Source organism: Treponema medium (genome assembly GCF_017161265.1).
Taxonomy (GTDB): Bacteria; Spirochaetota; Spirochaetia; order Treponematales; family Treponemataceae; genus Treponema; species Treponema medium.
On sequence record NZ_CP031393.1, the window covers coordinates 1,675,816 to 1,701,782 of the forward strand.

The 25,967-nt window shown below is 43.6% G+C and carries 20 protein-coding genes, 1 tRNA gene and 3 rRNA genes; 18 read left to right on the forward strand and 6 right to left on the reverse strand.

Translation table 11 applies throughout. The features are described 5' to 3' along the window. Window positions 1-217: 217 nt before the first annotated feature. A complete protein-coding gene (locus DWB79_RS07390) occupies window positions 218-829 on the reverse strand; it encodes an HAD family hydrolase (RefSeq protein ID WP_016523414.1) in 612 nt (203 codons plus the stop codon). 712 nt (window positions 830-1,541) lie between these two features. On the opposite strand from DWB79_RS07390, the gene DWB79_RS07395 reads away from it, so the two are divergent. The 7 genes from DWB79_RS07395 (at window position 1,542) to DWB79_RS07425 (ending at window position 10,882) form a co-directional block, all read left to right on the forward strand. Beyond that, window positions 1,542-3,091: ribosomal RNA gene (locus tag DWB79_RS07395) — 16S ribosomal RNA — on the forward strand. 86 nt (window positions 3,092-3,177) lie between these two features. Continuing rightward, window positions 3,178-3,251, forward strand: a tRNA-Ile gene (locus DWB79_RS07400). Between the two features lie 211 nt (window positions 3,252-3,462). After that, window positions 3,463-6,430, forward strand: a 23S ribosomal RNA gene (locus DWB79_RS07405). Between the two features lie 115 nt (window positions 6,431-6,545). Then, a 5S ribosomal RNA gene (rrf, locus tag DWB79_RS07410) occupies window positions 6,546-6,660 on the forward strand. The 16S, 23S and 5S rRNA genes sit together here with 1 tRNA gene alongside, the layout of an rRNA operon. A 385-nt stretch (window positions 6,661-7,045) precedes the next feature. Continuing rightward, on the forward strand, window positions 7,046-8,749 hold the full coding sequence (locus DWB79_RS07415) for a DUF5312 domain-containing protein (RefSeq protein ID WP_016523415.1): 1,704 nt from the start codon (window positions 7,046-7,048) through the stop codon (window positions 8,747-8,749). A gap of 71 nt (window positions 8,750-8,820) precedes the next feature. Then, window positions 8,821-9,639: a CheR family methyltransferase gene (locus DWB79_RS07420; RefSeq protein WP_016523416.1), complete on the forward strand. Its 819-nt coding sequence runs from the start codon at window positions 8,821-8,823 to the stop codon at window positions 9,637-9,639. Window positions 9,640-9,718: 79 nt separating this feature from the next. Next, window positions 9,719-10,882 carry a protein-glutamate methylesterase/protein-glutamine glutaminase gene (locus DWB79_RS07425; RefSeq protein ID WP_016523417.1) on the forward strand — a complete coding sequence of 388 codons (1,164 nt, stop codon included), beginning with the start codon at window positions 9,719-9,721 and terminating at the stop codon, window positions 10,880-10,882. 245 nt (window positions 10,883-11,127) lie between these two features. Here the strand turns inward: DWB79_RS07425 and DWB79_RS07430 are convergent, their stop codons facing one another. From DWB79_RS07430 to murB, 4 genes are all read right to left on the reverse strand, one after another. Beyond that, window positions 11,128-11,637: a DUF192 domain-containing protein gene (locus DWB79_RS07430; protein ID WP_016523418.1), complete on the reverse strand. Its 510-nt coding sequence runs from the start codon at window positions 11,635-11,637 to the stop codon at window positions 11,128-11,130. Window positions 11,638-11,654: 17 nt separating this feature from the next. Next, on the reverse strand, window positions 11,655-12,287 hold the full coding sequence (locus DWB79_RS07435) for a hypothetical protein (protein WP_016523419.1): 633 nt from the start codon (window positions 12,285-12,287) through the stop codon (window positions 11,655-11,657). 27 nt (window positions 12,288-12,314) lie between these two features. Next, the gene (locus DWB79_RS07440) at window positions 12,315-13,577 is read right to left on the reverse strand and encodes a cyclic nucleotide-binding domain-containing protein (RefSeq protein WP_016523420.1); all 1,263 of its coding nucleotides are present in this window, start codon (window positions 13,575-13,577) and stop codon (window positions 12,315-12,317) included. A 192-nt stretch (window positions 13,578-13,769) separates the two neighbouring features. Next, window positions 13,770-14,738, reverse strand: a complete 969-nt coding sequence (gene murB, locus DWB79_RS07445) for a UDP-N-acetylmuramate dehydrogenase (protein WP_016523421.1) — start codon at window positions 14,736-14,738, stop codon at window positions 13,770-13,772. A 67-nt stretch (window positions 14,739-14,805) separates the two neighbouring features. On the opposite strand from murB, the gene DWB79_RS07450 reads away from it, so the two are divergent. The 6 genes from DWB79_RS07450 to DWB79_RS12185 all read left to right on the forward strand — a co-directional run bounded on the left by DWB79_RS07450 (window position 14,806) and on the right by DWB79_RS12185 (window position 20,722). Further along, a complete protein-coding gene (locus DWB79_RS07450; RefSeq protein ID WP_016523422.1) occupies window positions 14,806-16,269 on the forward strand; it encodes a cysteine--tRNA ligase in 1,464 nt (487 codons plus the stop codon). Between the two features lie 17 nt (window positions 16,270-16,286). Beyond that, window positions 16,287-16,829 carry an RNA polymerase sigma factor gene (locus tag DWB79_RS07455; RefSeq protein ID WP_040859137.1) on the forward strand — a complete coding sequence of 181 codons (543 nt, stop codon included), beginning with the start codon at window positions 16,287-16,289 and terminating at the stop codon, window positions 16,827-16,829. Beyond that, on the forward strand, window positions 16,813-17,526 hold the full coding sequence (locus DWB79_RS07460; RefSeq protein ID WP_016523424.1) for an anti-sigma factor family protein: 714 nt from the start codon (window positions 16,813-16,815) through the stop codon (window positions 17,524-17,526). The genes DWB79_RS07455 and DWB79_RS07460 overlap by 17 nt, the downstream gene beginning before the upstream one ends. Beyond that, complete coding sequence (locus DWB79_RS07465; RefSeq protein ID WP_016523425.1) at window positions 17,523-19,199, forward strand: transglutaminase domain-containing protein; 1,677 nt, start codon at window positions 17,523-17,525, stop codon at window positions 19,197-19,199. The genes DWB79_RS07460 and DWB79_RS07465 overlap by 4 nt, the downstream gene beginning before the upstream one ends. A gap of 292 nt (window positions 19,200-19,491) precedes the next feature. Then, the gene (gene pyrH / locus DWB79_RS07470) at window positions 19,492-20,178 is read left to right on the forward strand and encodes a UMP kinase (protein ID WP_016523426.1); all 687 of its coding nucleotides are present in this window, start codon (window positions 19,492-19,494) and stop codon (window positions 20,176-20,178) included. 4 nt (window positions 20,179-20,182) lie between these two features. Next, the gene (locus tag DWB79_RS12185; RefSeq protein ID WP_016523427.1) at window positions 20,183-20,722 is read left to right on the forward strand and encodes a DnaJ domain-containing protein; all 540 of its coding nucleotides are present in this window, start codon (window positions 20,183-20,185) and stop codon (window positions 20,720-20,722) included. Here the strand turns inward: DWB79_RS12185 and infA are convergent. Beyond that, on the reverse strand, window positions 20,719-20,940 hold the full coding sequence (infA, locus tag DWB79_RS07480) for a translation initiation factor IF-1 (protein WP_462218612.1): 222 nt from the start codon (window positions 20,938-20,940) through the stop codon (window positions 20,719-20,721). The genes DWB79_RS12185 and infA overlap by 4 nt on opposite strands. 410 nt (window positions 20,941-21,350) lie before the next feature. On the opposite strand from infA, the gene DWB79_RS07485 reads away from it, so the two are divergent. From DWB79_RS07485 to DWB79_RS07500, 5 genes are all read left to right on the forward strand, one after another. Next, a complete protein-coding gene (locus DWB79_RS07485; protein ID WP_252722470.1) occupies window positions 21,351-22,427 on the forward strand; it encodes an integrase catalytic domain-containing protein in 1,077 nt (358 codons plus the stop codon). Next, window positions 22,414-22,551, forward strand: coding sequence for a hypothetical protein (locus DWB79_RS12090; protein ID WP_252722471.1), 138 nt, complete (start codon window positions 22,414-22,416; stop codon window positions 22,549-22,551). The genes DWB79_RS07485 and DWB79_RS12090 overlap by 14 nt, the downstream gene beginning before the upstream one ends. 113 nt (window positions 22,552-22,664) lie before the next feature. Then, window positions 22,665-23,021, forward strand: a complete 357-nt coding sequence (locus DWB79_RS07490; protein ID WP_016523431.1) for a TraR/DksA family transcriptional regulator — start codon at window positions 22,665-22,667, stop codon at window positions 23,019-23,021. 83 nt (window positions 23,022-23,104) lie between these two features. Next, complete coding sequence (locus tag DWB79_RS07495) at window positions 23,105-23,692, forward strand: DJ-1 family glyoxalase III (protein WP_016523432.1); 588 nt, start codon at window positions 23,105-23,107, stop codon at window positions 23,690-23,692. 25 nt (window positions 23,693-23,717) lie between these two features. Continuing rightward, the gene (locus tag DWB79_RS07500) at window positions 23,718-25,745 is read left to right on the forward strand and encodes a hypothetical protein (RefSeq protein WP_016523433.1); all 2,028 of its coding nucleotides are present in this window, start codon (window positions 23,718-23,720) and stop codon (window positions 25,743-25,745) included. The last annotated feature ends 222 nt before the right edge of the window (window positions 25,746-25,967 follow it).

A 25,967-nucleotide genomic window follows, 5' to 3' on the forward strand; every position in this document is an offset into this window, starting at 1 on the left:
CTTCTTCTACAAAATAATGCACTAAATTTTGTTCAAAATTTAGTGCAAAAGAGAAGCGTATGCATCAGATGTTCTTTTTAACAGCCCCGCAGAATCCTCTAGGGCAGTAGTATATTGAGGTGATCAATGTCGAGTCCGGACTTTTTTTCAAAATACTGTTTCAGTTCAAGTGTTTTGTTTCGTTTTTCTTCGGGATAAGAGCCATATCTTTCGTCGTTTACAGACAAGAAAGCCAATCTTTTTGCGCTTGCGCCAATCCCGTCCATACAAAAGCGTGAAATCCAAGTTTTTGAGCTGCTTCGATATTCCGTTCAAGGTCATCAAAAAAAACAGCTTCATCTGCACTGATACCTAAACCTTCAAGACAATTGAGGTAAATTTCAGGTTCGGGTTTTATCAGATGCAATCGGCATGAAAAGCATGCATAATCGGCAGCCACAAAGGGTGGAATTTCTTTTTCATATCGATCTAAAAATTGATACGGCATATTGGAAAGAATACCCAGCTTGAAGCCTTGTTTTTGAATATTTAAAGCCCAATCGCAGACATCTTTATTTAAAGTTCTCCAAGCGGCTAGATCAATATCTACCATCTTTTTCAATAATCCGGCGTCTTTAGCAGCTTCTTCATAGCCGTTATTTTGCAGTAAGCGTTTGTACATTTCCTCACCATTGATGATGCCTCGATCAAAATCGCTTCGTTGTGTACTGTAGAGATTTCCAAAAGCTTCCACCGGAATACCGGTTTCGGTAGCCATTGTTTCATCGATAGCTTTCGTGTCAGTTAAAGAAATCACATTGCCGTAATCCAAAATCAATGCTTTAATCATAAGAGACTCCTTCTAAAATCGGATACACAATATAACAAGATACAATGATGTGAATAGTGGATAAATTCTCATTTGATTATTTTGAGAGAGTATTGGGATTAAACAAAAAAACATATAAGGGTATTGACAGAAAAGGGCAATATGTAGTAATATCCTTTCCGTTGCATTTATTACCTGCTATGCAGTAATAGCGAGCGACAAGCGTAAAAGTGTTTGGTTTTACCACTTTCTTCTATTATTTATTAGATAGTGTACAGTTGTATAAACTTCTCACATCAGTGAAGTCTGTCAGGTTTCTTTTTTTTGATGCAGATGGACTTTCGGAGCAGTGAGGCTAAAACAATACTTTTATGTGTTTATAACGCTTATTACAGTGAGCGAAAAAAAATAAACAAAAAAAAGAAAAAGGTGCTTGACAAAACGAACGGTTTTGTGATACATTCTTTTTCGCTGCGACGCCCTGAAGCAGGGTGTTGAGCAAACTGGTCTTTGAAATTAAAGGGAAGGGAAAGAAGAAAAGCCAAAGAGCAAAAAATCTTTGGTAAGGAAAATAAGCGTAGAACAAAGAATTGAGAGAAAGAGGGTGTAGAGTGATGAATAATTGCTTTGCATTGTTGTTTTTTTCTCGAAGGTCAACGTTCCTAAAAATAAGAAACGGGACTTGCTTTCAAAATTATTGATATCAGACACCCTTCGGGGTGTTTGAAATAAAATAATGGAGAGTTTGATCCTGGCTCAGAACGAACGCTGGCGGCGCGTCTTAAGCATGCAAGTCGAACGGCAAGAGAGGAGCTTGCTTCTCTCCTAGAGTGGCGGACTGGTGAGGAACACGTGGGTAATCTACCCTTAAGATGGGGATAGCTGCTAGAAATAGCAGGTAATACCGAATACACTCAGTGCTTCATAAGGGGTATTGAGGAAAGGAAGCTACGGCTTCGCTTGAGGATGAGCTTGCGTCCCATTAGCTAGTTGGTGAGGTAAAGGCCCACCAAGGCGACGATGGGTATCCGGCCTGAGAGGGTGATCGGACACATTGGGACTGAGATACGGCCCAAACTCCTACGGGAGGCAGCAGCTAAGAATATTCCGCAATGGACGGAAGTCTGACGGAGCGACGCCGCGTGGATGAAGAAGGCTGAAAAGTTGTAAAATCCTTTTGTTGATGAAGAATAAGGGTGAGAGGGAATGCTCATCTGATGACGGTAATCGACGAATAAGCCCCGGCTAATTACGTGCCAGCAGCCGCGGTAACACGTAAGGGGCGAGCGTTGTTCGGAATTATTGGGCGTAAAGGGCATGTAGGCGGTTATGTAAGCCTGATGTGAAATCCTGGGGCTTAACCCTAGAATAGCATTGGGTACTGTGTAACTTGAATTACGGAAGGGAAACTGGAATTCCAAGTGTAGGGGTGGAATCTGTAGATATTTGGAAGAACACCGGTGGCGAAGGCGGGTTTCTGGCCGATAATTGACGCTGAGATGCGAAAGTGTGGGGATCGAACAGGATTAGATACCCTGGTAGTCCACACCGTAAACGATGTACACTAGGTGTTGGGGCAAGAGCTTCAGTGCCAAAGCAAACGCGATAAGTGTACCGCCTGGGGAGTATGCCCGCAAGGGTGAAACTCAAAGGAATTGACGGGGGCCCGCACAAGCGGTGGAGCATGTGGTTTAATTCGATGGTACGCGAGGAACCTTACCTGGGTTTGACATCTAGTAGAAGGTCTTAGAGATAAGGCCGGGTAGCAATACCCTGCTAGACAGGTGCTGCATGGCTGTCGTCAGCTCGTGCCGTGAGGTGTTGGGTTAAGTCCCGCAACGAGCGCAACCCCTACTGCCAGTTACTAACAGGTAAAGCTTGAGGACTCTGGCGGAACTGCCGATGACAAATCGGAGGAAGGTGGGGATGACGTCAAGTCATCATGGCCCTTATGTCCAGGGCTACACACGTGCTACAATGGTTGCTACAAAGCGAAGCGAGACCGTAAGGTGGAGCAAACCGCAAAAAAGCAATCGTAGTTCGGATTGAAGTCTGAAACTCGACTTCATGAAGTTGGAATCGCTAGTAATCGCGCATCAGCACGGCGCGGTGAATACGTTCCCGGGCCTTGTACACACCGCCCGTCACACCATCCGAGTTGGGGGTACCCGAAGTCGCTTGTCTAACCTGCAAAGGAGGACGGTGCCGAAGGTACGCTTGGTAAGGAGGGTGAAGTCGTAACAAGGTAGCCGTACCGGAAGGTGCGGCTGGATCACCTCCTTTCTCAGAGAAAGGTAAATACTAAATGCTTTGTTTGTTGTACACAAAGCTTCCGCTTATCTCCTCTTCTTTCCCTCTCTTTTTTATACGGGCCTGTAGCTCAGTTGGTTAGAGCACTTCTCTGATAAGGAAGGGGTCATTAGTTCAACTCTAATCAGGCCCATTTTACAGCTGAGCAAACAGCTGATAGTAATATCATTAAAAATGATTTTACGAAGAGATCTTTGAAAAGCTAGGGAAGGGAAAGAAAGAATGCTTGAAGGTAGATTACTTTATTGGAGAAGTAATTAACTGGAGAGTAGAAAAATAAGGTGAAAAGAAGAATTCTTAACGGTTGCCGAATAGGTAATTGTTTTAAGAAGAGAACATAATATGGTCAAGCGAAGAATAGGTTTATGGTGGATGTCTTGGAGCCAACCGGCGAAGAAGGCCGTGATAAGCTGCGAAAAGCTTCGGGGAGGAGCACATATCCTGTGATCCGGAGATAGCCGAATGGGGTAACCCGGTAGAAGTGATTCTATCATTACGCTCTTGAATAAAATAGAGAGGTAAAGCGATACTGAGTGAACTGAACCATCTAAGTAACTCAAGGAAAAGACATCAAAAGAGATTCCGAAAGTAGTGGCGAGCGAAATTGGAAGAGCCCAAACCCGTTAAACGGGGGTTGTAGGGCTGCACGGGCTTACGTACAGCAAGTGATAAAATGAATGTATAGTAGAAAGGTTTTGGGAAAGCCTGACAGAGAGGGTGAAATCCCCGTATACGAAATACAGTCATCTTGCCGGTGCAGTACCTGAGTACGGCGGGACACGAGAAATCCTGTCGGAATCCGGGTCGACCACGATCCAAGGCTAAATACGAGTTGGCTACCGATAGCGGACAAGTACCGTGAGGGAAAGATGAAAAGAACCCCGGTGAGGGGAGTGAAATAGAACCTGAAACCATAAACCGACAAGATGTTACAGCCCTTTTATGGGTGGTAGCGTGCCTTTTGTAGAATGAGCCTGCGAGTTACGGTATGCAGCGAGGTTAAGGAATAGGAGTTCCGGAGCCGGAGGGAAACCGAGTCTGAAATGGGCGAAAGTAAAGTTGCATGTCGTAGACCCGAAGCCAGAGTGATCTAGTCATGAGCAGGTTGAAGCAGCGGTAAAACGCTGTGGAGGACCGAACTACAATCTGTTAAAAAAGGTTTGGATGACTTGTGACTAGGAGTGAAAGGCTAAACAAACCTGGAAATAGCTGGTTCTCCCCGAAATGCCTTTAGGGACAGCCTTATACAAAATTACCGGAGGTAAAGCACTGGATGGACTAGGGGGCTTCACCGCCTACCAAACCCAATCAAACTCTGAATGCCGGTAATCAACGTATAGGAGTGAGACTGCGTGCGACAAGGTTCGTAGTCAAAAGGGAAACAGCCCAGACCGTCAGCTAAGGTCCCGAAATACTGCTTGAGTGTGAAATGAAGTGTGGATACAAAGACAGCCAGGAGGTTGGCTTAGAAGCAGCCATTCCTTAAAAGAGTGCGTAATAGCTCACTGGTCGAGTATACATGCGCAGATAATGTAACGGGGCTAAGCAGTATACCGAAGCTACGGGTCTTACACGATTTAAGTGTAAGGCGGTAGGGGAGCATTCCATGGACTGATGAAGGTGTACCTGTCAGGGGCACTGGAGGGGATGGAAGAGAGAATGCAGGTATAAGTACACGAAAAGAAAGGTGAGATTCCTTTCCGCCGAAAACCTCAGGTTTCCTGGGTAAAGGTCATCTGCCCAGGGTTAGTCGGCCCCTAAGGCGAGGGCGAAAGCCGTAGTCGATGGGAAATCGGTTCATATTCCGATACCTTTTATAATTTCGATGGCAGGACGCATGAGGCGAACCCCGGCCGGAGAACGGTTGTTCCGGTCGAAGTATTCAAGCCGTTATGAAGGATAGTAGGCAAATCCGCTATCCAAGGTGAGAAGCGACAGCGAGTGGATCGATGAGAGAAGCGAAGCGGGAGTAGTCATGGTGCCGGGAAATACTGTCTAAGGTTAAGGTTATAAAAGACCGTACCGTAAACCGACACAGGTAGGTAGGATGAGAAATCTAAGGCGCTCGAGAGAACTCGCGTTAAGGAACTCGGCAAAAAGCACACGTAACTTAGGGAGAAGTGTGACCTCTGTTTAGTAATGAGTGGAGGTAGCATAAAGCAGGCCCAGGCGACTGTTTATCAAAAACACAGCCATCTGCGAATCAGTAATGAGACGTATAGGTGGTGACACCTGCCCGGTGCCGGAAGGTTAAGAGGAGCGGTGAGCAGTAATGCGAAGCTGTCAATTGAAGCCCCGGTAAACGGCGGCCGTAACTATAACGGTCCTAAGGTAGCGAAATTCCTTGTCGGGTAAGTTCCGACCCGCACGAATGGTGTAACGTATCTGGGCACTGTCTCAACGCGAGGCTCGGTGAAATTTATATACCGGTAAAGAAGCCGGTTACCCATAGTTAGACGGAAAGACCCCGTGAACCTTCACCGTAACTTACTATTGGGACTTGGTTTATCATGTGTAGAATAGGTGGGAAACTATGAAGCTTGCTCGTTAGGGTGAGTGGAGTTGAAAGGTGAAATACCACCCTTGATGAATTAGGTTTCTAACCTGTTCCGTGAAGCCGGAATGGGAACAGTGGTAGGCAGGCGGTTTGACTGGGGCGGTCGCCTCCTAAAATGTAACGGAGGTGCGCGAAGGTCTCCTCACGTCGGTTGGAAATCGACGCAGTGAGTGTAAAGGCACAAGGAGGCTTAACTGCAAGAGTGACAGCTCAAGCAGATACGAAAGTAGGTCTTAGTGATCTGGCGGTCGCGAGTGGAAGCGCCGTCACTTAACGGATAAAAGGTACTCCGGGGATAACAGGCTGATTTTCCCCAAGAGTTCACATCGACGGGAAAGTTTGGCACCTCGATGTCGGCTCATCGCATCCTGGGGCTGAAGTAGGTCCCAAGGGTTTGGCTGTTCGCCAATTAAAGCGGTACGTGAGCTGGGTTCAGAACGTCGCGAGACAGTTCGGTCCCTATCTGCTATGGGCGTTGGATATGTGAGAGGAGCTGCTTTTAGTACGAGAGGACCGAAGTGGACGAACCTCTGGTGTACCAGTTATCCTGCCAAGGGTAAGTGCTGGGTAGCTATCGTTCGGAAGGGATAACCGCTGAAGGCATCTAAGCGGGAAGCCCGCCTCAAGATTACATATCCCTCGGGGTTTAACCCCGCTAAAGACTCCTTGCACACTACAAGGTTGATAGGTTGCAGGTCTAAGCACAGTAATGTGTTATAGCCGAGCAATACTAATAAGTCGTGAGGCTTGACCATATTATCTTCTCTTCTTTACTTTTTCCCCTTGCTCTTTCTTTCCTGTCGCTTACAACAATTAAGCGCTTCCCTTTATTTAATAAATTTCGTTTCTTTTTTGTTTCGTCTTTTATTGCCCGGTTGCCATAGTGGAGAGGTCATACCCGTTCCCATCCCGAACACGGAAGTCAAGCTCTCATTACGCCGATGATACTGCTCATCTAGAGTGGGAAAGTAGGTAGCTGCCGGGCTTTTTATTTATCCTGCATCGCCGGTTATATAAAAATCGTCCAAAGGTTCCTTAAAATGCAGCATCTGAACAAAGTGTCAACTTTGGAAGGTGGTGCATTCGTGCGCGGAACGCGCACATGTCAATCTCGACGTTTGCCGTAGGGCAAACTCGCGGTTAACGAGGCAGCCTTATTTGGTTGCCGAAGTTATACCTTCGTATCAGTTTGCCCTAAAGTTTATTTCAAAGCTATTGTATTAAAGTTTAATTTTAAACTCGTAGGGATGTTTAAAAAGTAACCTGCTTTTCGGACATCCTTACGGTAGCTGTCGTTGTTTTGCTTAACCCTAAAAAATTTTAGAATTAGCCTATAGTTTTTTTTATCTGTTTTGTATATAATTTTCCTTATGAATCCTCAAGTTTCTACATTTGATAAGTTAGTTGATTCTCTTTCCACGGAAGAAGCGCAGACAATGCTCGCGCGTATTGCTGAGAATATGAAGATGTCTGAAGATATACAGACGGATTCTAAAAAAGAGCCGTTGCTGAGTAATACTGAATTACAGAAAAGTATTCGGATAAATGATGAACCTTTTTTTATTCGTTTATGGCTGCGTCTCAAATCTTTTTTTAAATCATTACCCATTGAAACGGTATATGAAGAGGAATTGATTCGGCGTCTTGGAAAGGATTTGCATTATGAGTATAAGCAATACATCAATATAAAAGGAAATGTCTTTACAAAAGATTTTTATGAATTGTTGCGAGAATTACGAAAAACGCAATTGTTTTTTACGTCTCTTTTATCGGCTTATGATACTGACAAAGGAAATTTTTACTTATTGGTAAGTTCTTTCGTTGCTCCGGATGTGTATTTAAAATTAATGTATAACACGGATCCTTTTAGTTGTGTTCCAAGTTCTCAGGCAAACGCCAATCTCCGAGCTGAACTTTTGAAGAAAATTGATGAATCATTTTCTCTGATGACGACGGATTATAAGGCTGGAATGTACCAGGCGGCTAATGCAATTGAATGGATGCGATATTTTTGTGAATTGCCGATTGATAAAGCTGTTTTACGTTTTACCGTAAATCCGGCAGCTGACCCCTCCTGTTCCGTTTATCTGCTTTCTGCAGAGATTAGTATGCTTGCATCGGTACTCAGTACAACAAAACCAATCCCTGATGTTGTACTTCAAGCTTTGTTTTTGTTATCAAAACAAGATAAGTTGAATGATAAAACGGTTAATATGGATGAAGAATCGGTTGACTTTATCTCACAGGCTTCTCATGCTTTGGAAGCAATTAAAGAATTTTCTGTGAAAATTCCAATTTTGGACTTAGCCCGTTATACGTTAAAATCGATACATTGGGAACCGCAACGTCTTGAAGGCGGTGAAGATTGGTTTCAACTCTTTAAAGTAGCATGGAAAAAACGATTTAGTGAACGGTGGCAGTTGTGGGCTTCAGAGCAAAGACGCGCTCAATTAAGCCGTCAGATGCTGGATTTGTTGAAAACTGATCGGCTTGAACCTTTGATGTACCGTCCATGGGAAGATTCATGGCTTGTGCTTCGATTTAAGCGTGAATTTTCATTTAGCTTCCTTTCGTCTTTTTTTTCAAGATTATATCCATCTTTTGTGCAACCGGTGTTAAAAACGTTGTTGATGGAGGGAAATTTTTATCGTCGTGAGAATCTTGCAGAATATACGAATGCCTTTACTGCATTGGAAAAGCAGCAAAGTTGTATTAGCACTTTTGAAACACGATTATCTCCTGAGGGGGAAATCGGAGCAGCCTTTATCCAATTAAAAGAGAAAACTGTAGCAAGTTTAAAGAGTAAGAATAGTCTTGAAGCATTAATGAAAAATATCGAAACCGAAGCTAAGCAAATTATTACTTCTTCTCAGAATGCATTCAAAATATTGATTGCTTTACTGAACGGTTTTATTGATGGTAATAAAAATAGCGTATATGCACCGCTTTTAAATTGGCTGCTTATCCAAGGAAATGATAATGCAGAGTTTAGAAAGCGAGTAGAAGGTGTAAAGAAATTATTGCAAGAAGTAGCAAGTATTCTGTCGGAAGCGGATAAGATTGAAGCAGATTGATAGTACAGAATAGAAAACAGTTTGCTTGACAAAAAAACAGAGCGACTTATACTCTATAAGGAGGAAAATATATGGCAGAATTTCTAAGTGACCGCAACTTTGAACTCTTTAAGGACTTAATATACAATGAAAGCGGTATCACTTTTTCTGTAACAAACCGATCCATTTTGGAAAGCCGTTTGAAAGATCGTTTACGCGAGAACAAAATGGACGATCTTGATGCGTACTATAAAATTCTGACTTCAAATAAAGAAGAACTGAAAATTATGTTAGATTCGGTTACCACCAATCTAACCCGTTTTTTCAGAAATCAACCTCATTTCGATGCTTTAGTTCATTATGTTATTCCTGAAATGGTCAAGATAAAACAAGCCGCAGGGCAAAAGCAAATTCATATTTGGAGTGCGGGGTGCTCTACGGGTGAAGAACCGTATACGATTGCGATGGTTATGAAGCGACATTTGCCGCCGGGTTTTACAGCTGATATCCTTGCTTCAGATCTGTCTTTTAAGTCGTTGGTTGTTGGAAAACAAGGCTTTTATCCGGAAAACCGTGTAGTCGGGATTCCTGATGATTATCTGGCTCAGTATTTAACTAAACAAGGAAATGGCTATCAAATAAATCCTGAGATTATGAAAATGGTTAGGTTTGATTATCATAATTTAAAACATGATGCCAATAGGAATAACGTCGATATCCTTTTTTGTCGTAATGTAATTATCTATTTTGATGAACCGGCTCAACAGGCTGTTATTAATCGTTTCTGGGATGCGATGGCTCCTCACTCATTTCTTTTTATTGGACATTCAGAATCTTTATTCGGTATGGATACGAAGTTTGAGTTTCTTAAAACTGAATGGGCGTGTTTGTACCAAAAAAATGTTAAGTAGCGTTTTTTTATAGTTATGTACAGAAAAGAATATATGAATTTTTAATATATCTGCGAAAAATGCAGGAGGTTGTTTTAATATGGAAGATATAAAAGTTTTAATAGTAGATGACTCGGCCTTGATGCGAAGTTTGATTGGAAAAATAATCGATGGAACACCCGGATTGACTGTTGCTGATAAAGCGATGAATGGACGATTCGCCTTACAAAAGTTAGAGCGCGTTCAGCCTGATATTATTGTGCTTGATCTCGAAATGCCGGAAATGAATGGAATAGAATTTTTGCATGAGCGAAAAAGACTTAAGATTGATATTCCGGTAATCATTCTGTCCAGTATTGCAAAAGAGGGTGCTCGTATTACAATGGATTGTCTGGAACTCGGCGCTAGTGATTTTGTTACTAAGCCTTCCGGATCCGAATCGGCAAACTTAGCTACGGTCGCCAGTCAGCTTGTGGAATTTTTACAAGCCTACGGTAGACAGTATCAACTGAAGAAGCAAGCCTCTATTGGTATTAAAACACCTCCAGTCGCTCCTGCACCGCATTATATTCATACGTCCCATCCGCAGACAGCTCCTCAAGCTCATACGGTTGCAAGTGGTACCTCAGCCTTTGCAACACCTCCGGAAAAAGCTGAAAAACCGATGCAAGTTCGTCAGCCGGGAAAACTTGAAATTATTGCAATCGGGATTTCTACTGGTGGCCCGAATGCCTTGCGCGAAGTGTTTGCAGAATTAGATCCGAATCTTCCGCAGCCGATTGTCGTTGTACAGCACATGCCCCCGGGATTTACTTATGAATTTGCGAATAGTCTCAATAAGATATGCCCATTGGAAGTGAAAGAAGCTCAGGAAGGAGATCTTGTAAAGCCGGGACGTATTCTTATTGCACAGGGAGGGAAACACCTTTTAGTTGAGAAAAAACCGCTTGGAGTTATTGCCCATATTTCCGATGCGCCTCCTCAGAGTGGTCATCGTCCGAGTGCGGATGTATTATTTGCTTCTGTAGCAGAACAGTTCCAAAATCGTGCGCTGGGAATTATTATGACAGGTATGGGCAAAGACGGGGCAGCAAGTCTTACACGGTTGTATCAGGAAGGGTCTCGTACTATCGGGCAAGATGAAGCTTCTGCTATTGTATACGGTATGCCCCGTGTTGCGTATGAAATGGGCGGGGTAATGGAACAAGTTTCTTTAAGCAATATGGCTTCCGCTATCAATCGTTATGGAAGGGAGTTTGCCTAATAATGATACATAGATGAAGCGTTCTAAATAGTATTTTTAGGACGCTTAAGAATTTTAAGCAATGAGCGATGCTTTGCCGAGAGGCAAACTTGCTCGTTAATACGTCCGCCGCGACGAATGGTAGTTAGGGACGAAGCGATAGTTTAGCTGTTCAACGTGTACCTTCTTGTTTTTATGAAAAAATTCTGACGGATGATGTGTGCATTGGGGGCGGGTTTGTTTTTAGCCTGAATGATAAGTCGTTATTACTGTACTGCCGCTTTTAGGCGTTCGAGACTTTCCGTACTAAGCATATCTCCGGCCCTAATACCTGCTCGTTCAAAGTAACCTTGCGCCACTTCGAGGGCATAGCGCACTGAATAGGTGCTGGCGGTAATGTCCAAGCTGAACGGCTGCATATCATAGATTTCTCGGATACGACCTGTAGAATCGATAAAGGCAATGGAAAGCGGGTGCGGAGTATCCTTCATCCAAAATCGCAATTTTTCATCTCGTTTAAAAACAAAAATCATACCGGTACCGTCCGGTATCTCTTTTCGGTGCATAAAGCCGCGCTGCTGCTCTTGGGCGGTTACTGCAGTTTCCACGTCAATGGGAATCGCAGTTTTTGTGTTTTTCGATTCGATAAAGATGGTTATAGGGGGGGCTTTCGACCTTTCCGTATTGCTGCAAGATACGGCAGCCGCTGTAAAGATGAGAAAACATAAGACTGTTGTCGGGTATTTAAATCCGTTTCGTATGGAAGAAAAACGCATGGTAAGTTTTCCTGTGGTTAAAATCCGTCGATAAAGTTTTGTCGGTTTGTTTCGGCAGCGGCTTTCTCTGTAGTGCTTTGAGAAATCAATTCATTAAATACCGTCAGATCGATATATTTTACGATAAGCGGCCGCTCAATGACAACTCGGGTATGTTCATCTTCCCACACAGCTCGCTGCGGATTGATGGAGGCCGGTTCACCGTATTTTTCACAGAACTTGGAATAGACCGAATAGTAATCGACTGTATCGGTATTCAGTTTAAAGATCATCGTATAGAGATTATCCTTGTAAAACTGAAACCATGACCTACTGATAAAATAAGAACCTGCCGATTCGATAAGGCTTCTATTTTCTGTCGGCAGCAATGAAACATCCCGTTCGCCACGGTACCCGAACACGGCATCTTGTTTAAGTGCCTCTTTTACCGCATCGATGTCCATGCCAAGCCGGATACTGCGGTATTCGGCCGGTAACGCGGTTTTCTCTTGTTTTTCGCTTTTTCCCATAGGCTGCTTTACCTGATTTCTGGCGAGCGTTTGAGCTGTCTGGTCGGATTGTGTCGCTGTCGGCGATGTAGAAGATTCTGCTGCTAAAGGTAGTACAGCGGCCGCAAAAAACAGAAAAGCCGTATATAAAAGATATTTCATCTTATCCCCTCATGGTGTCCTTGCATATTAGCGGACAGGTTTTCCACGGTAGGTGGGTTCGTTAGCCCGAGCCTGCTGGCGGGCTTGTTCAATTTCTTGCATCTTTTTAAAGTATGCAGTTTGCTTCGACAGCTCAAGTGTGTCGGTGATGATGATGCTGTCGTCGGTACTGCGTACAATCGGCGTCATTAAAAACTCCGCAATCGCTTGTGCAACCTGTTCCTTAGGAATACTGCACATCTTTGCAAGCTCCGCAGGACCGAACAAGAAAGTGTGCTGCTTGCCTGCGCCGGGCTGTATCCGCATTTTTTCAAGTTGAATGCTCAGCATATCGTACATCTTTTCAAGCGGAACAGGGATAAGCGTGTTTGCAAGCTGCTTGTACATTGCCCAAATACGGTCGGCGAGGGTAGTGGTCAAGCGGGCTATCAGTTGGGGTTGAGTTGCAACCATTTGGTTAAAGTTTTGCCGGTTTACCGCTAAAAGCTGACACTCTTCGGCAGCAGTAATGGCTGTCGCTGAACGCGGCTTATTCTCAAGCAGCGCCATTTCTCCGAACATATCTCCTTCTCTGAGGACAGCAAGCAATACTTCACTATTATCTACAATTTTGGAAATTTTTACACGGCCTTTTTGGATGATATATAATTCGGTTCCCGATTGGCATTCGCAGAAGACCATTGATTCGCGGTTATATACCCGAACCATCTGCTTAGTGTCCGGTTCGAGCATCTCAATCGGTGCTTTTACACCGGTGGATTTTATCGCCATAAAGCGCTTGCGTGCCGTTTCGGCATATTGTCCATTCGGCTTTTCTTTCAGGTAATGGTAATAGGCATACAATGCAAGCTCAAACTTCGACATACGCAGGTAATATTCGCCGATGGTAAAAAGATGTGAAATATCGGTCTCAATGTTTTTCTTCAATGTAATTCGGGTAAGAGCCTCGTCCAAATACCGCATCTTTTTACTGAAAGCATAGATAATCTTCATTGCAATAGGGGTGTTTTTTTCGATCAGTTCGGGAAATTGCGCATAGTGTACGGCAATGAGTACTACATCGGAAACCGCAACAGCCGTTTCGATCTGACTGTGATGAGCCATACAGGCAATAACCCCTAAAAAGTCGCCCGGACCAAGGAGATTTCCCTCTTCTTCCGCTACAACTTCTTTTTGTTTTGCAATTTGTACTTGACCGCTTTGGATAATATAAAAACGATCGGTATCGGCTTTCCCTTCAATGAGGATATAAGACCCACGTTTAAAATTTACAAAAGATAGTTGAAGCACTTTATTACCCTCTTATTTTTCTGCTTGTCATTAGGCCTGTTCGATAACTTCGTTGTCGAACAGACCGACGAGTTCTAAATCGTACAAATAGCACGATTTAGAACATCGCATTTCAAGGTAACCTGTTCCGAAACGGAAGTTTCCGAACAGGTTTATTATAATATCAGGCTGTCGCAATATGCGTAAGCCCCTTTATTCGACAAAAATGATTTCCGGTTCAAGTTCAAAACCGGTTTTATCTTTCACCCGTTTTTGAATTACCGCAATCAATTCCGTAACCTCCCGTGCGGTTGCAGAACCGGTATTCACAATAAAATTTCCATGCCATGGTGCCACTTGAGCGTCTCCTATTCGCAGACCACGTAAGCCGGCTTCATCTATCAGCTGGCCGGATGGTTTTCCGAATGCATGATTATTTTTAAAGACGCTGCCCGCCGAAGGGAGTTTAAAATGCCCCTTCGCTGTCCTATCCGCAATATGGCTCTCCATTATTTTACGGATAAGGATTGCATCTCCTTGTTCAACTCCAAACGTTGCGGAAACAATTACCGACCGGTTACCATCAATCGCTGCATATCGTTTATTCGATGGTTGGAACGGCGATTGTTTATAGCTCCAATCTCCTTTACGGCAGTTATATTCCTGCACTGTGCAGCCTTTTTCAGAAAAATACAACGCCGATACGGAAACCAACACATCGGAAATCGATTTTTCGTAACAGCGGGCATTCATAAAAACTGCGCCTCCCACCGTTCCGGGAAGTCCCGCGAAATCTTCCAGTCCCGTAAGACCATGCTCCGCGCAGAATTCCGTTAAATCCTGCATCAGCGCTCCAGCTTCCGCTTGAACAAACAGTTTTCCCGTAGATTCTACCAGCAGGATTTTATTTAATCTGTTGGTATGGATAACGGCTCCCCGTATTCCTTTATCCGGAATTAACAGGTTGCTGCCTCCGCCCAACAGTATTGCCGGTATGTGTTCCTCTTGAATGAACGCCAGCGCCGCCTTCAATTCTTCTAACGATGAAGGCGCAATATATATATCGGCATTTCCACCGATTTTGAAACTCGTAAATGAGCTTATTTTTACATTTTTTTGTATTATATCACGAAATTTAACAGAGAAGCTGTTTTTTTTCTCTTTTTCTCCTAGATTAAACATACTAAAACACTATATACTATCAGCGGCATTTATAAAAGCGGCAATCGTTTATTATAGGGAGATTTTTATGAGTTTACGCATATATAACACATTAGGACATAAAGTGGAAGATTTTGTACCCGTCGATCCGAAAAAAGTAGGCTTCTACGGCTGCGGGCCAACCGTATATAACTATGCGCACATCGGTAACTTACGAGCCTATGTATTCCAAGATACGCTGTCGCGTCTGCTGCGTTTTTTAGGGTATCCGGTAACCCATGTGATGAACATAACCGATATCGGGCACCTTTCGGGCGATGCCGATGACGGCGAAGATAAGATGGTTAAGACGGCGAAGGAACGCGGGCAGAGCGTGTTGGAAATTGCCGATTTCTATACCCAAGCGTTCTTTAAGGATACCGAACGGCTGAACATCCGTCGTCCCGATGTCGTATGTAAGGCAACCGACCACGTGTCCGATATGATAGAGCTGATCAAACGGATCGAAGCGAATGGTCACACGTACTCGGCAGGGGGCAACCTCTATTACGATATTATGACCTTTCCCAAATATGGAGAGCTTGCTTCGATTAATCTCGAAGATCTCAAAGCAGGTGCGCGCATCGAAGTGGATGAAAATAAGCGGAATCCGCATGATTTCGTACTCTGGTTTACCAAGAGCAAGTTTGAAAATCAAGCCTTAGTATGGGATTCACCGTGGGGCAGGGGATATCCGGGCTGGCATATCGAGTGTTCCGCAATGAGTATGAAGTATCTAGGCGAGCAGTTTGATATCCATACGGGTGGCATCGACCACATTCGTATTCACCATACGAACGAGATAGCCCAGTCGGAGGGGGCAACCGGCAAAAAATGGGTAAAATATTGGCTCCATAATGAATTTTTGGTGATGAACAAGGGGAAGATGTCCAAGTCTACCGGCGATTTTATCACCTTAGATAAGGTGATTGAGGCAGGCTATGCGCCGCTCGATTACCGCTTCCTGTTGCTGGGAGGGCATTACCGCAGTCAGCTTACCTTTTCGTGGGAAGCGATGGAAACGGCAAAGAATGCGCGTAAAAACCTTGAACAGCGGATTGCCAATCTGCTGACTGAAGCAAAAACGCTTCCCGATTTTCCTGCCGACGGTCTGACAGCCGAACAATCGATTTCGTTGCTCCATACCGAAAAAGCACGCGGCTATTTTACTGATTTTGTGCATGCGCTTGAAGAAGATATTTCAACCCCTCGCGCACTTTCCGTGCTGCAGCTGGCTGTTAAAGATAAAGAGCTTGAAGCAAGTGAAGCCATTATGTTAATTCGTATTTTCGATACGGTACTTGCATTACATTTGATAGAAGAAGCAGAAGCGCTTCATACCGGCGCCGAATCAGTCGATAATGCAGAAGAAATCGAACGCTTGGTCGCTGAACGGACGGAAGCGAAAAAGAATAAGGACTTTAAACGGGCGGATGAAATCCGTAACGTGCTGAAAGACCGCGGAATTGCTTTGGAAGATACGGCAAACGGAACGCTGTGGCGCAAGATGTAACCTTTGGGGAGACTAAGTTGTTTGATGAATTAGCGCCGTTAGATGCGCTTTCCGATAAGGATTTTAAAACCATTTATGATGCGGCGGTTCCTGCACTGTACAAGGTTGCTTATAATATTGTACGAGAAGAGGATGCTGCCGAGGATCTGTGCCATGATGCATTGATTAAGATGACAGAAAAAGAAATGAAGTTTCCGTCGTTAAACGATGCAAAGTATTGGCTCATTAGAGTGGTAAAAAATGCAGCGCTTAACTATGCAAAGCGGAGAGTGTTGGAGCGGAAAGTATATACGCGTGCCTTTAAAGAAGATCAGCGCAAAATGGACTCCGGTGAAACTGCGCTCTTGAAAGATGAAACAATTCAAGATGTACAGCATGCATTGGAGCAGTTGCCTGAAAAGCTGCGGATTGTATTACAGCTTCGCGAATATACCGAGTTGAATTATAAGGAGATTGGACGTATCCTTGGTATTAGCGAAGGAAATGTGAAAGTCCGTATTTTCCGTGCACGGGAATATTTAGCAAAAGTTATAGGAGAAGATAATGTCTACATGCCCTAATAAAGATCTTTTGTCTGCTTATATCGACGGTGAAATTCCTTTTCCTTGGAAGGGAACAATAGAACAGCATTTACAGCAATGCGTTGCTTGTAAAAAAATATACGGTCAATATGAGCTGGTACACCATTATATGCAAAAACCTACGGCCGGAGCGGAGTTTGATGCGGGTGCTTCTTTTGCTAAATTGCTTGAAAAGCGAAATGCCGTATTACAGAATAAACTGCAAGCCCAAGAGCGACGATGGGGATTAAACTCAGGTGAGCGTTGGTTTTCTTCTTCTATTCGTATTCCTGTTCCTGCAGCAGCAGCTGCTGTTTTAATTTTTGTCTTGCTGCCGCTAGTACTGTTCTTTAGGGTAGAATATACTATTAATTCGGTTGCCGCTGCGCAATCTTCTTTCACCCCGATTATTCCTGTTTCACTTGAAAAACAAAAGCCTATTACCGAAATAGATTACGGTATTACGCAAACAAACGGCACTCAAAATTATGCCGTATCGACCAAATCGGTGAATACCAATGCTAAGTTCTTTACGGTCGGTGAATTTACTCGCTTATATTCAAAAGATGAAAATTTATTTCAGCCGGTTGAATCTACAGTCGATCTTAAAATTTCTTCTTCGTCGTTTCCGCTTTCATTGGAGCATCAACCGCTCTATATCATTGCCGATCCCAATATAAGAATCAGCAATCGATGAAACTTTTTTATCTCATAAGAAAGTATCCCTTTTTTCGCTTTCTTGTTTTTTCATTTGTTATCGGTGGTATAATAGCCGGTATTATTTTCTTTTCTCGATCTACCATTCGTTCCAATGTTATTATCGCTGTGTCTCCTCAAGTTACCGTACCGGGTGAACGAGTTACCGTAGCTGGTAAGAATTTTGGACAGCCTTCAATCCATTCGTGGCTGATGATCGGCAATAACAAAATTAAATCCGACCGGTGTATTGAATGGACGGATACGAAGATCGTTTTTGAAGCGCCCGATACGCTTTATGAAGATATGCTGTACGTGGTGACTAAGAATAAGCAAGGAAATGCTGTTATGCTGGTAAATCAGACAGTTTTTCCGGTTAGCTCAAAACGTACCGCAGACGAAAATCTTCCGTTTATCGATTCTTTGGAAGCCGATTCCGGCAATGTGGGAGATCTGATTTCCATTCACGGTAAAAACTTTGGTCACGCGCGGAATGATTCGGTTGTCCTATTTACAGGAACGCAGAATGCCGTTTATGCGCAAAATACTGCAAAAGAAGCGGTGTTGACTGGCGCTGAATGCAGCGAATCGGACTTCGATTACGAATTTTGGAGCGATCGTGAATTGCGGATACGGGTACCTGATGCCGCAGATACGGGAAATGTCGTGATTATTACCGAAGCGGGAATAAGTAATCCTGTGCCGTTCCGGTTAAAAAACAAATACGGTACTAAAACCTATACGGATACAAGGACATATCGTCTTGTTTCCGAAGTGGAAATTTCCGATTTTCTTGCAGAGATACCGAATACGTTCTTTTTGCAGATACCGTTGCCGCAAAAAACGGAAACACAGCGCACCGTTACCATTAATTCCGTTCAACCGGAGCCGTTTGTACCGTCATATCAGGGTGCGAGTATTTACCGTTTTCATAATGTTGAATCCGGCAGTAAAATACAGATCCGGCAAGAATACAGCGTATCCCGCAGTAGAGTTGAAACGAATGTCAACGTCGCTTCTCTCAGGAAAACGGGACAAAATAATCCGCTTTTATATGCCGCATATACCGAAGCCGATGAATTTCTCCCTGCCGATCATGCCGTCATTAAAAAGATGTGTCGGCAGATTGTTGGGTCTGAAACGAACCCCTATAATAAAGCACGGCGTATCTACACCTTTTTAACTTCTGAGATAAAAGCACGGGAAAGCAGTATCGCAGATGCAGGCCGATCTATTCTTACCGCTTTGGAAGAGAAAAACGGCAGTGCGTATGATCTTGCGCTGCTGTTTTGTACGCTTGCTCGCGCTGCCGGTGTACCGGCTGTACCGGCTGCCGGACTATTGGTTGACACGGAACAAAAAGCGGTACTGCATTGGTGGGCGGAGTTCTATATAAACGGTTTCGGCTGGGTTCCTGTTGATCCGGCACTTGCTTCCGGCATTCCCTTTGATACCGGCGTTGCCGATAAGGGAAGATGGTATTTCGGTAATTTGGATGCCTATCATATTGCGTTTTCGCGAGGGTATCAAACTCAAGCGCCTATGCTGCCGAACGGTAAAACGACGGAAAAGGTTCGAAGTTATGCCTTTCGGTCTATTTGGGAAGAAGCAACGCCGAATATCAGCGGCTACAGCGCACTCTGGCGTATTCCAAAGATCACAGGTGTTTACTAAAAAGAATTGCATTTTTTTAAATTAATTATTACATTATAAAATGAAAGTAGTCTGTAAATTGACAGTAACTGACATCGCTATTTAATTGTTTTACAATAATAAAGTAAAACTTCTAATACGGATGAGGAGCGTAAAATAACAGCCGTACAAATAGCTCAGGCTGTTATTTAACCTGAGTTTGCTTAAGCGCAAACTTGTATATTATATGCACGTTCTTATGTTGTTACGAACGTGCGTAAAAAGTCAATCGAAAGTTGATACTTTCTTCCTGACTTTTTATGGGAGGAGCTTTATGGTACGTGTTTTATCGGTGGGCGGCTCAATCGTAGTGCCTCAACAGCCTAATGAAGTTTTTTTACGGGATTTTTCCTCCCATATACGCAGATGGCTTAGTGTATCGGCAGATAGAAAGCTGATTTTAGTTGTCGGCGGCGGCGGTCCTGCTCGAATGTATCAACAAGCATATAAAAATATTACGGATAATACGCCGTCCAATGATGAGGCCGATTGGATCGGTATTATGGCGACGCGGCTTAATGCACAGCTTTTAAAAGCTATTTTTTCGGATATGTGTCCTAATCCCGTTGTGTACGACCCTACGGCAGTGGAGCTTTTTTCAGGGCAGATATTGATAGCTGCCGGTTGGAAGCCGGGCTTTTCTACCGATAACGATGCGGTTTTGCTGGCAGAGCGTTTTTCCGCAAAGCAGGTAATCAATCTTTCAAATATCGAAAAAGTATACACTGACGATCCTAAGAAAAATCCTGATGCAAAACCGATTGATACGATTTCATGGGAGCAATTTATTCGGTTGGTCGGTACGGAATGGGTTCCCGGCAAAAACGTGCCTTTCGATCCGGTTGCAAGTCTGCGTGCTCAAAAAGCGGGAATACAGGTAATCTGTGCCGGCGGTACCGATTTGAATAATCTTGATAATATTTTAAATGACTGCCCCTTTAAAGGCACGACGATAGGCTAGGCGTATGGATTATTATGAGGTTCTGGGAGTTTCTAAAACTGCTTCCGATGAAGAAATAAAGAAAGCATATCGTGCAAAGGCGCTGCAATATCATCCCGATAAAAATCAGGGAAATGCAGCTGCTGAAGAAATGTTCAAAAAGATAAACGAAGCGTATTCCGTATTGTCGGATTCCAAGAAACGCGCCGATTATGACCTCGGCGGTACCGCATCGCAGCAATACGGAGCCTATACACAACAGTATGCACGGCAGAATCCTTTTACCTATAACCCGTTTGCAGAAGACGATGATGATCCGATGTTCGGCCACTCGTATCACTGGACGTTCTACCATTCGCCGGAGCAGGAAAACGAGCCTGTTTCACATCGTAGAGGATTGGGAGCTTTACTCGCCGGTATCTTATATCTGTGGCTCGGATTGCTCAGTTTCCGTGTTATATATGCTTTTGGTTTTTTAAGTCTTTTTGTCGGTGTGCCGTTGCTTGTGAAAGGCGTTAAAAACCTGAAAATAGCATTCGTGTCGTTTTTTAAAAGCAGCCGTTAGCGTTCGCGGAAAATAATTCTTCCTCTGTTTAGGTCGTAGGGAGAGAGCGCAACCTTTACGCTATCGCCGGGGACAATGCGGATAAAATGTTTGCGCATTTTTCCCGATAAATGCGCCAAAATGACATGACCGTTTTTTAATTCAACACGAAACATCGTGTTGGGAAGGGATTCTTTGACAATTCCTTCAACTTCAATTGCTTCTTCTTTAGCCACAATTCCTCCAAAAAGAGTCTAAGGAAACACTGATTAATTCGAATGCGAATTAATCAGTGTTAACATTAAAATTTCTTGTTTCGTAATAAGCCTATATATTATAGGCAATTAAAGACTTATGAGAAACAAGGGGAGGTGCTGATTAAATGCGCTCCTCGCTTCAATCAGCACTTCCCTAAGCATCTAAAATCAAGAGAGCTGTCCAAAAATTTTAATTTTTGGACAGCTCTCTCTAAAAACTAAAGTTTTTAGAGATTTCCTGTTGCTTTTTTACTGAAATAACGCTTATAATTGTAGAATCTATTCATTAGTTTGTCAACTAATCGCATTGAATCACGTTAAATCTAACCGAAAAAGAAGCGGTGCATCACGTAAAAATCTAACCCAAAATAGAAGCCCAAAGGAAGGGCACAATGGGGTTAGACATGAAAACAAAAAAGAAATTGAGCGAAGAAACGGCAAAACGGTATTGTACGGCAGCAAAGAAACAAAAGACGAAAATCCTCGATGAGTTCATCGCAACAACCGGTTACAATCGAAAGTATGCCATTCACGTTCTGAAAAACAGTGCATACGTAAAACTCACGCACTTTAACAATGTCGCAAGACAGAGCGTACAGGTTATTACAAAGACACGTAAAAAGCGGAACTATGAAAAATACTACGGTCAAGACGTACAACAAGAAGTCATCCGGCTGTGGATTTTTTCGATGTATCTGTGTGCAAAACGGCTCGTGCCGTTCATTCGGGATAATATCGATTACTTTGCTCAAAAGTTCAGCTATGATGAAAAACTGAAAGCAAAACTCGCCCGCATATCAAGCGCGACAGTCGGCAGGATTCTTAAACCGGAAATCCCAAAACATTCCATCCGCGGTATTTCAACAACACGACCTGTAAAGAATCTTAATAAGCTCATCCCCATCCGTACCTTTTTCGATTGGGATGAACGGAAGCCGGGTTTTTTTGAGGTTGACACCGTTGCCAACTGCGGCATAAGTACCCAAGGACAGTATATTTGCACGCTTACCCTTACCGATGTTCATTCAGGCTGGACGGAAAATAGAGCCCTTTTAAACAAAGCTCATCGTTGGGTAAAAGAAGCAATAGAAGATGTGAAAGAGAAGCTCCCGTTTCAGATGAAAGGTATTGATAGCGACAACGGAAGTGAGTTCAAAAATACACAGCTGTTGCAATGGTGTAAAAGTAATGAGATTATCTTCACTCGGAGCCGATCGTATAAAAAGAATGATAATTGTTTTGTTGAACAGAAAAATGATAGTGTCGTAAGGCACATTGTCGGTTACTATCGCTTTGAGGGAGAAGCTGCGCGAGCGGTTATGGCTGACCTTTATCAGCAGTATAATAAGCTCGTCAATTTCTTTTTTCCTTCGATGAAAATTATTTCAAAAAAACGGATAGACGCAAAGGTCATAAAAAAATATGATACGGCAAAGACTCCGTATTTGCAGGCTGATGGAAAGCTCTGATGTAAGCGAGGCGGTAAAAGCTGAGCTGTGCCGCAGGAAGAACAACTTGGATTTACAACAGCTGCTTGAAACAACGCAAAGCTTGCAAAGTAAACTTATCTCTATGGCTCAACCTTGGACATAGAGTGCTACGGTTAGATTTTTACTTGAGTAACCGCAATCCTTTCGGTTAGATTTTTACGTGAGTAAATACGCTAATGGGAATAGGTATAAAAAAGAGAGGAGTTTTAAAAATAGATGGAAAAAGAGTTTTATCAAGAGATGAAGCAATCTTTGCATGAGCGCCGTGCCGAAATTATTAAAACATTTGTAGCAAACCATGAAAGTTTTAAACAGATTATTGAATCGGTTGATCCTAAGGATTTTGGCGACATTGCTTCGGAAGATACCGACCGGAAGATGCTGGAGAGCATGAATGAAAAAGACGCCAAACGGATGCAGTTAATTGAATCCGCTCTTGCTCGTATCGAGCAGGGAAAGTATGGCAAGTGCATAAAGTGCGCAAAAAAAATACCGGAAGACCGGCTGCGGGCTATCCCTTACGCATTGATGTGCATCGAATGTCAATCCGAAACCGAACGAAAAAAACGCTAGCACGAGAGGAGATACAGTAGGTCAACCGCACCGGAAATATTTCGAGCGGTTCTTTTCTTTCTGCACGGAATTTCGGAGGTACAATGAAAAAAATCTTTTTATTCATCGCGGACGGATTTGAAGAAGTTGAAGCGGTTACGCCGCTCGATTATTTACGCCGCTGCGGAGCCGATTTGACATTAGTCGGAGTCGGTGCTAAGGTCATTCGATCGTCGCGTGGACTGTCCGTTACCAGCGACATTACCTTGTCCGAGCTTATCGGAGAGGGGGGCGATGCGAAAAAAGCTGTAGAGCAGTTGGCGGCAGATACAGCACTGGCAATCCTGCCGGGAGGACTTCCAAACAGCCGGACACTCAGTGAAAATGCCGTGCTTCGCTCTTTTATAACCGAGACGACAAAACACGGCGGATTAGTTGCGGCGATTTGCGCGGCTCCGGCGTTGGCGCTTGGCGGATGGGGCTTGCTTGACGGGAAACAATTTACCTGCTATCCGGGTATGGGAGAAGATTTACCGACACAGCCCATAAAAGGAGCGCGTGTCATCCGAGACGGTCAATTTATTACTGCCTGTGGAGCCGGAGCCGCTGAAGAATTTGCTTTTGCCTTGGTGGATGCCTTGTACGGCGAAAAAAAACTTATTGAGCTGAAAAGCTCAATCATCGCCCGATAATGCGGTACGTAGTATTGTTAGTATAATGAAGATAAACGGCTATCAAGATTGGAAAGAGGCGATGCTGCAGCTTCCTGAACGGACGTTTTTTCTCTTAATGCGTCTGTATCTCGGAGAAATTAAAACGCCTTTTAATAAGCAACGTCTTGTAGAGAGCCTTGGCGGATTTTTGTCAAAGGCCGAGACACAGCGGACGATGCTAGAAAGCTTGGATCGCCTCGATCTGTTGATTTTAACAGCCGTTCATACGCTGCCGGTGACCAACCGAGGTGCATTGCTAATATTTTTATCTTCGGAAACCGCATTACAAACTCGGCTGACCAATCTGGAAGAGCGGCTTATTCTCTATCGGGACAGTTATACCGATGATTATGATAGAGTAATCAACAACTACAGCATTAATCCGTTTTTGTATAAAGCCGTTGAACCTTTATTAGATTCGCACTCGCTTTTTTTACCGCAGCAGGAAAAGGAACCTCAGAGTGAGGTAACGCTTTGCGATGATATCGTATTGGCAGGACTTTACACCTTTTTCCTCAAAGAAACCGATGTGCTGAAAATGAACGGCGCTTTTAAAGTAAGAGCCGAAAAGCAGCTTAAAGCGGTTTTTCAGGATACCGCAACGGATATCGGCGCTTTTAAAACGCTCTGTACCAGTTTGCAAAATCTCGGTTTGCTGATAGGGGAATCGGCAAGCCTTATTCCGCAGCAAGGACGATGGGAGGAGTTTTTTAAGCAAAAGCCGTTTGACCGAAAAATGTATATTGTCGCCGCAGTGTACGGTCATGCACGCCGTGATAGTATGCAAAAACGGGCACAGTTTTTTTCGGATTTTTTAACCTCGCTTGATCCTCGTGGGCTGTATGACGATATTGCGTTGAAGCGTTTTTTCGATTTTTTATACATGCGTTTATATGTCGAAACAAACGGAGAGGCCTCGATTTTCCCTGATATGATGAGTGAGGATGAACTGCGTATGATCGATACGCTCAAAGCGCTCAAGTTTTTACTGCCGGTTGGAGACTATTGGCAGTTGAATACAGCTTCCTTTAATCAAGAATCGTTAGAGCAGCCGTTGATTGCCGCTCCTTCATTTGAGATAACTATGCTGCCCTTTACCGCTCTTGGGCGGATATTTCCGGTACTGAGCTGCATGGAGCCGGTATCTATTTTGACAACCGGCAGGTTTACCATCACACGAACAGCTTGTTTACGCTGTTTTGAGCGGTGTAGCACCGATAAAGCGTTGATCTCCTTGCTTGATGAAGCCTCCGGAGGAACACTTCCTCAAAATATAAAGGTAAGTATTTCCGAATGGTATTTGCAGTGTACCGCTGTCGGTTTATACTACGGATTTGTCATAGCTGTTGCTGAGGATAAACGGAAGCTTTTTAAGCAAAATGCAGGGCTGCAAGATATCATCTATAAGGAATTAGCCGACGGTGTTTATCTGATAAAACAGATGGATTTGGATTCAGTGCGTACGATGATCAAGTCTGCCGGTTTGGATGTAACTTTTTACGCTACAGGCAATGCAGGACGGTATACTGCTGCCGGATTTGCCTCTATTGAACGCCAAGCTTCTGCGTTTGACGGCTTTGATGCAAAAGTAAAAAAACGGCATACAACTCAATGTAAACAGGAAAAAGGCTATTATGAACATATTCGGGAACTGCAAGCTGTTGTAGATACGATGCCGATCGATCAGTATAATAAACAAAGCCTGAAAGAAAAAATTGCAAAAAAGCTTATCATCACTAAAGAGCAGTTATATGGAGCGCCGGCAGATAACGATGTTCGAGAGGTTTCGGGGCTTGATTTTTTAGGCAAGATCCACCTTGCAGAAACTGCGATTGCCGACAATAGCCGTTTGGAGGTGTCAATCGATGGAGTTTCCGGACGGCGGATAATTATGGGTATTCCTATTGCAATTGAAAAAACGGAACACGATGCGGTATTGGTGATTCAGGAAGATGATATGCAAGACAAAGAAAAAATTTCGATTGCCGGTATCATAAAGATGAGAGCATTCCGCGGTTCGCTTTTTTCTTAATACTGAGGGTCGGTTCAAACTTTTGAAAAAAAAATCCGATATTGTAATCGGTATATTGGATTTTTTTGTGGAATGAGGAGAGTAAATAACAGCCGTACAAATAGCTCAGGCTGTTATTTACTCAAGTTTGCTTAAGCGCAAACTTGTATATTATATGCACGTTCTTATGTTGTTACGAACGTGCGTAAAAAGTCAATCGAAAGTTGATACTTTCTTCTTGAC

Excerpts from the sequence above, each read along its gene's own strand:
- DWB79_RS07430 (WP_016523418.1), bottom strand. The coding sequence starts at position 11,637 with ATGCGTTTTTCTTCCATACGAAACGGATTTAAATACCCGACAACAGTC.
- murB (WP_016523421.1), bottom strand. The coding sequence starts at position 14,738 with ATGTTTAATCTAGGAGAAAAAGAGAAAAAAAACAGCTTCTCTGTTAAA.
- DWB79_RS07485 (WP_252722470.1), top strand. The coding sequence starts at position 21,351 with ATGGGGTTAGACATGAAAACAAAAAAGAAATTGAGCGAAGAAACGGCA.
- DWB79_RS12185 (WP_016523427.1), top strand. The coding sequence starts at position 20,183 with ATGGATTATTATGAGGTTCTGGGAGTTTCTAAAACTGCTTCCGATGAA.
- DWB79_RS07465 (WP_016523425.1), top strand. The coding sequence starts at position 17,523 with ATGAAACTTTTTTATCTCATAAGAAAGTATCCCTTTTTTCGCTTTCTT.
- DWB79_RS12090 (WP_252722471.1), top strand. The coding sequence starts at position 22,414 with ATGGAAAGCTCTGATGTAAGCGAGGCGGTAAAAGCTGAGCTGTGCCGC.
- DWB79_RS07425 (WP_016523417.1), top strand. The coding sequence starts at position 9,719 with ATGGAAGATATAAAAGTTTTAATAGTAGATGACTCGGCCTTGATGCGA.
- DWB79_RS07495 (WP_016523432.1), top strand. The coding sequence starts at position 23,105 with ATGAAAAAAATCTTTTTATTCATCGCGGACGGATTTGAAGAAGTTGAA.
- DWB79_RS07460 (WP_016523424.1), top strand. The coding sequence starts at position 16,813 with ATGTCTACATGCCCTAATAAAGATCTTTTGTCTGCTTATATCGACGGT.
- DWB79_RS07415 (WP_016523415.1), top strand. The coding sequence starts at position 7,046 with ATGAATCCTCAAGTTTCTACATTTGATAAGTTAGTTGATTCTCTTTCC.
- DWB79_RS07435 (WP_016523419.1), bottom strand. The coding sequence starts at position 12,287 with ATGAAATATCTTTTATATACGGCTTTTCTGTTTTTTGCGGCCGCTGTA.
- DWB79_RS07390 (WP_016523414.1), bottom strand. The coding sequence starts at position 829 with ATGATTAAAGCATTGATTTTGGATTACGGCAATGTGATTTCTTTAACT.
- DWB79_RS07450 (WP_016523422.1), top strand. The coding sequence starts at position 14,806 with ATGAGTTTACGCATATATAACACATTAGGACATAAAGTGGAAGATTTT.
- DWB79_RS07420 (WP_016523416.1), top strand. The coding sequence starts at position 8,821 with ATGGCAGAATTTCTAAGTGACCGCAACTTTGAACTCTTTAAGGACTTA.
- DWB79_RS07490 (WP_016523431.1), top strand. The coding sequence starts at position 22,665 with ATGGAAAAAGAGTTTTATCAAGAGATGAAGCAATCTTTGCATGAGCGC.
- pyrH (WP_016523426.1), top strand. The coding sequence starts at position 19,492 with ATGGTACGTGTTTTATCGGTGGGCGGCTCAATCGTAGTGCCTCAACAG.
- DWB79_RS07500 (WP_016523433.1), top strand. The coding sequence starts at position 23,718 with ATGAAGATAAACGGCTATCAAGATTGGAAAGAGGCGATGCTGCAGCTT.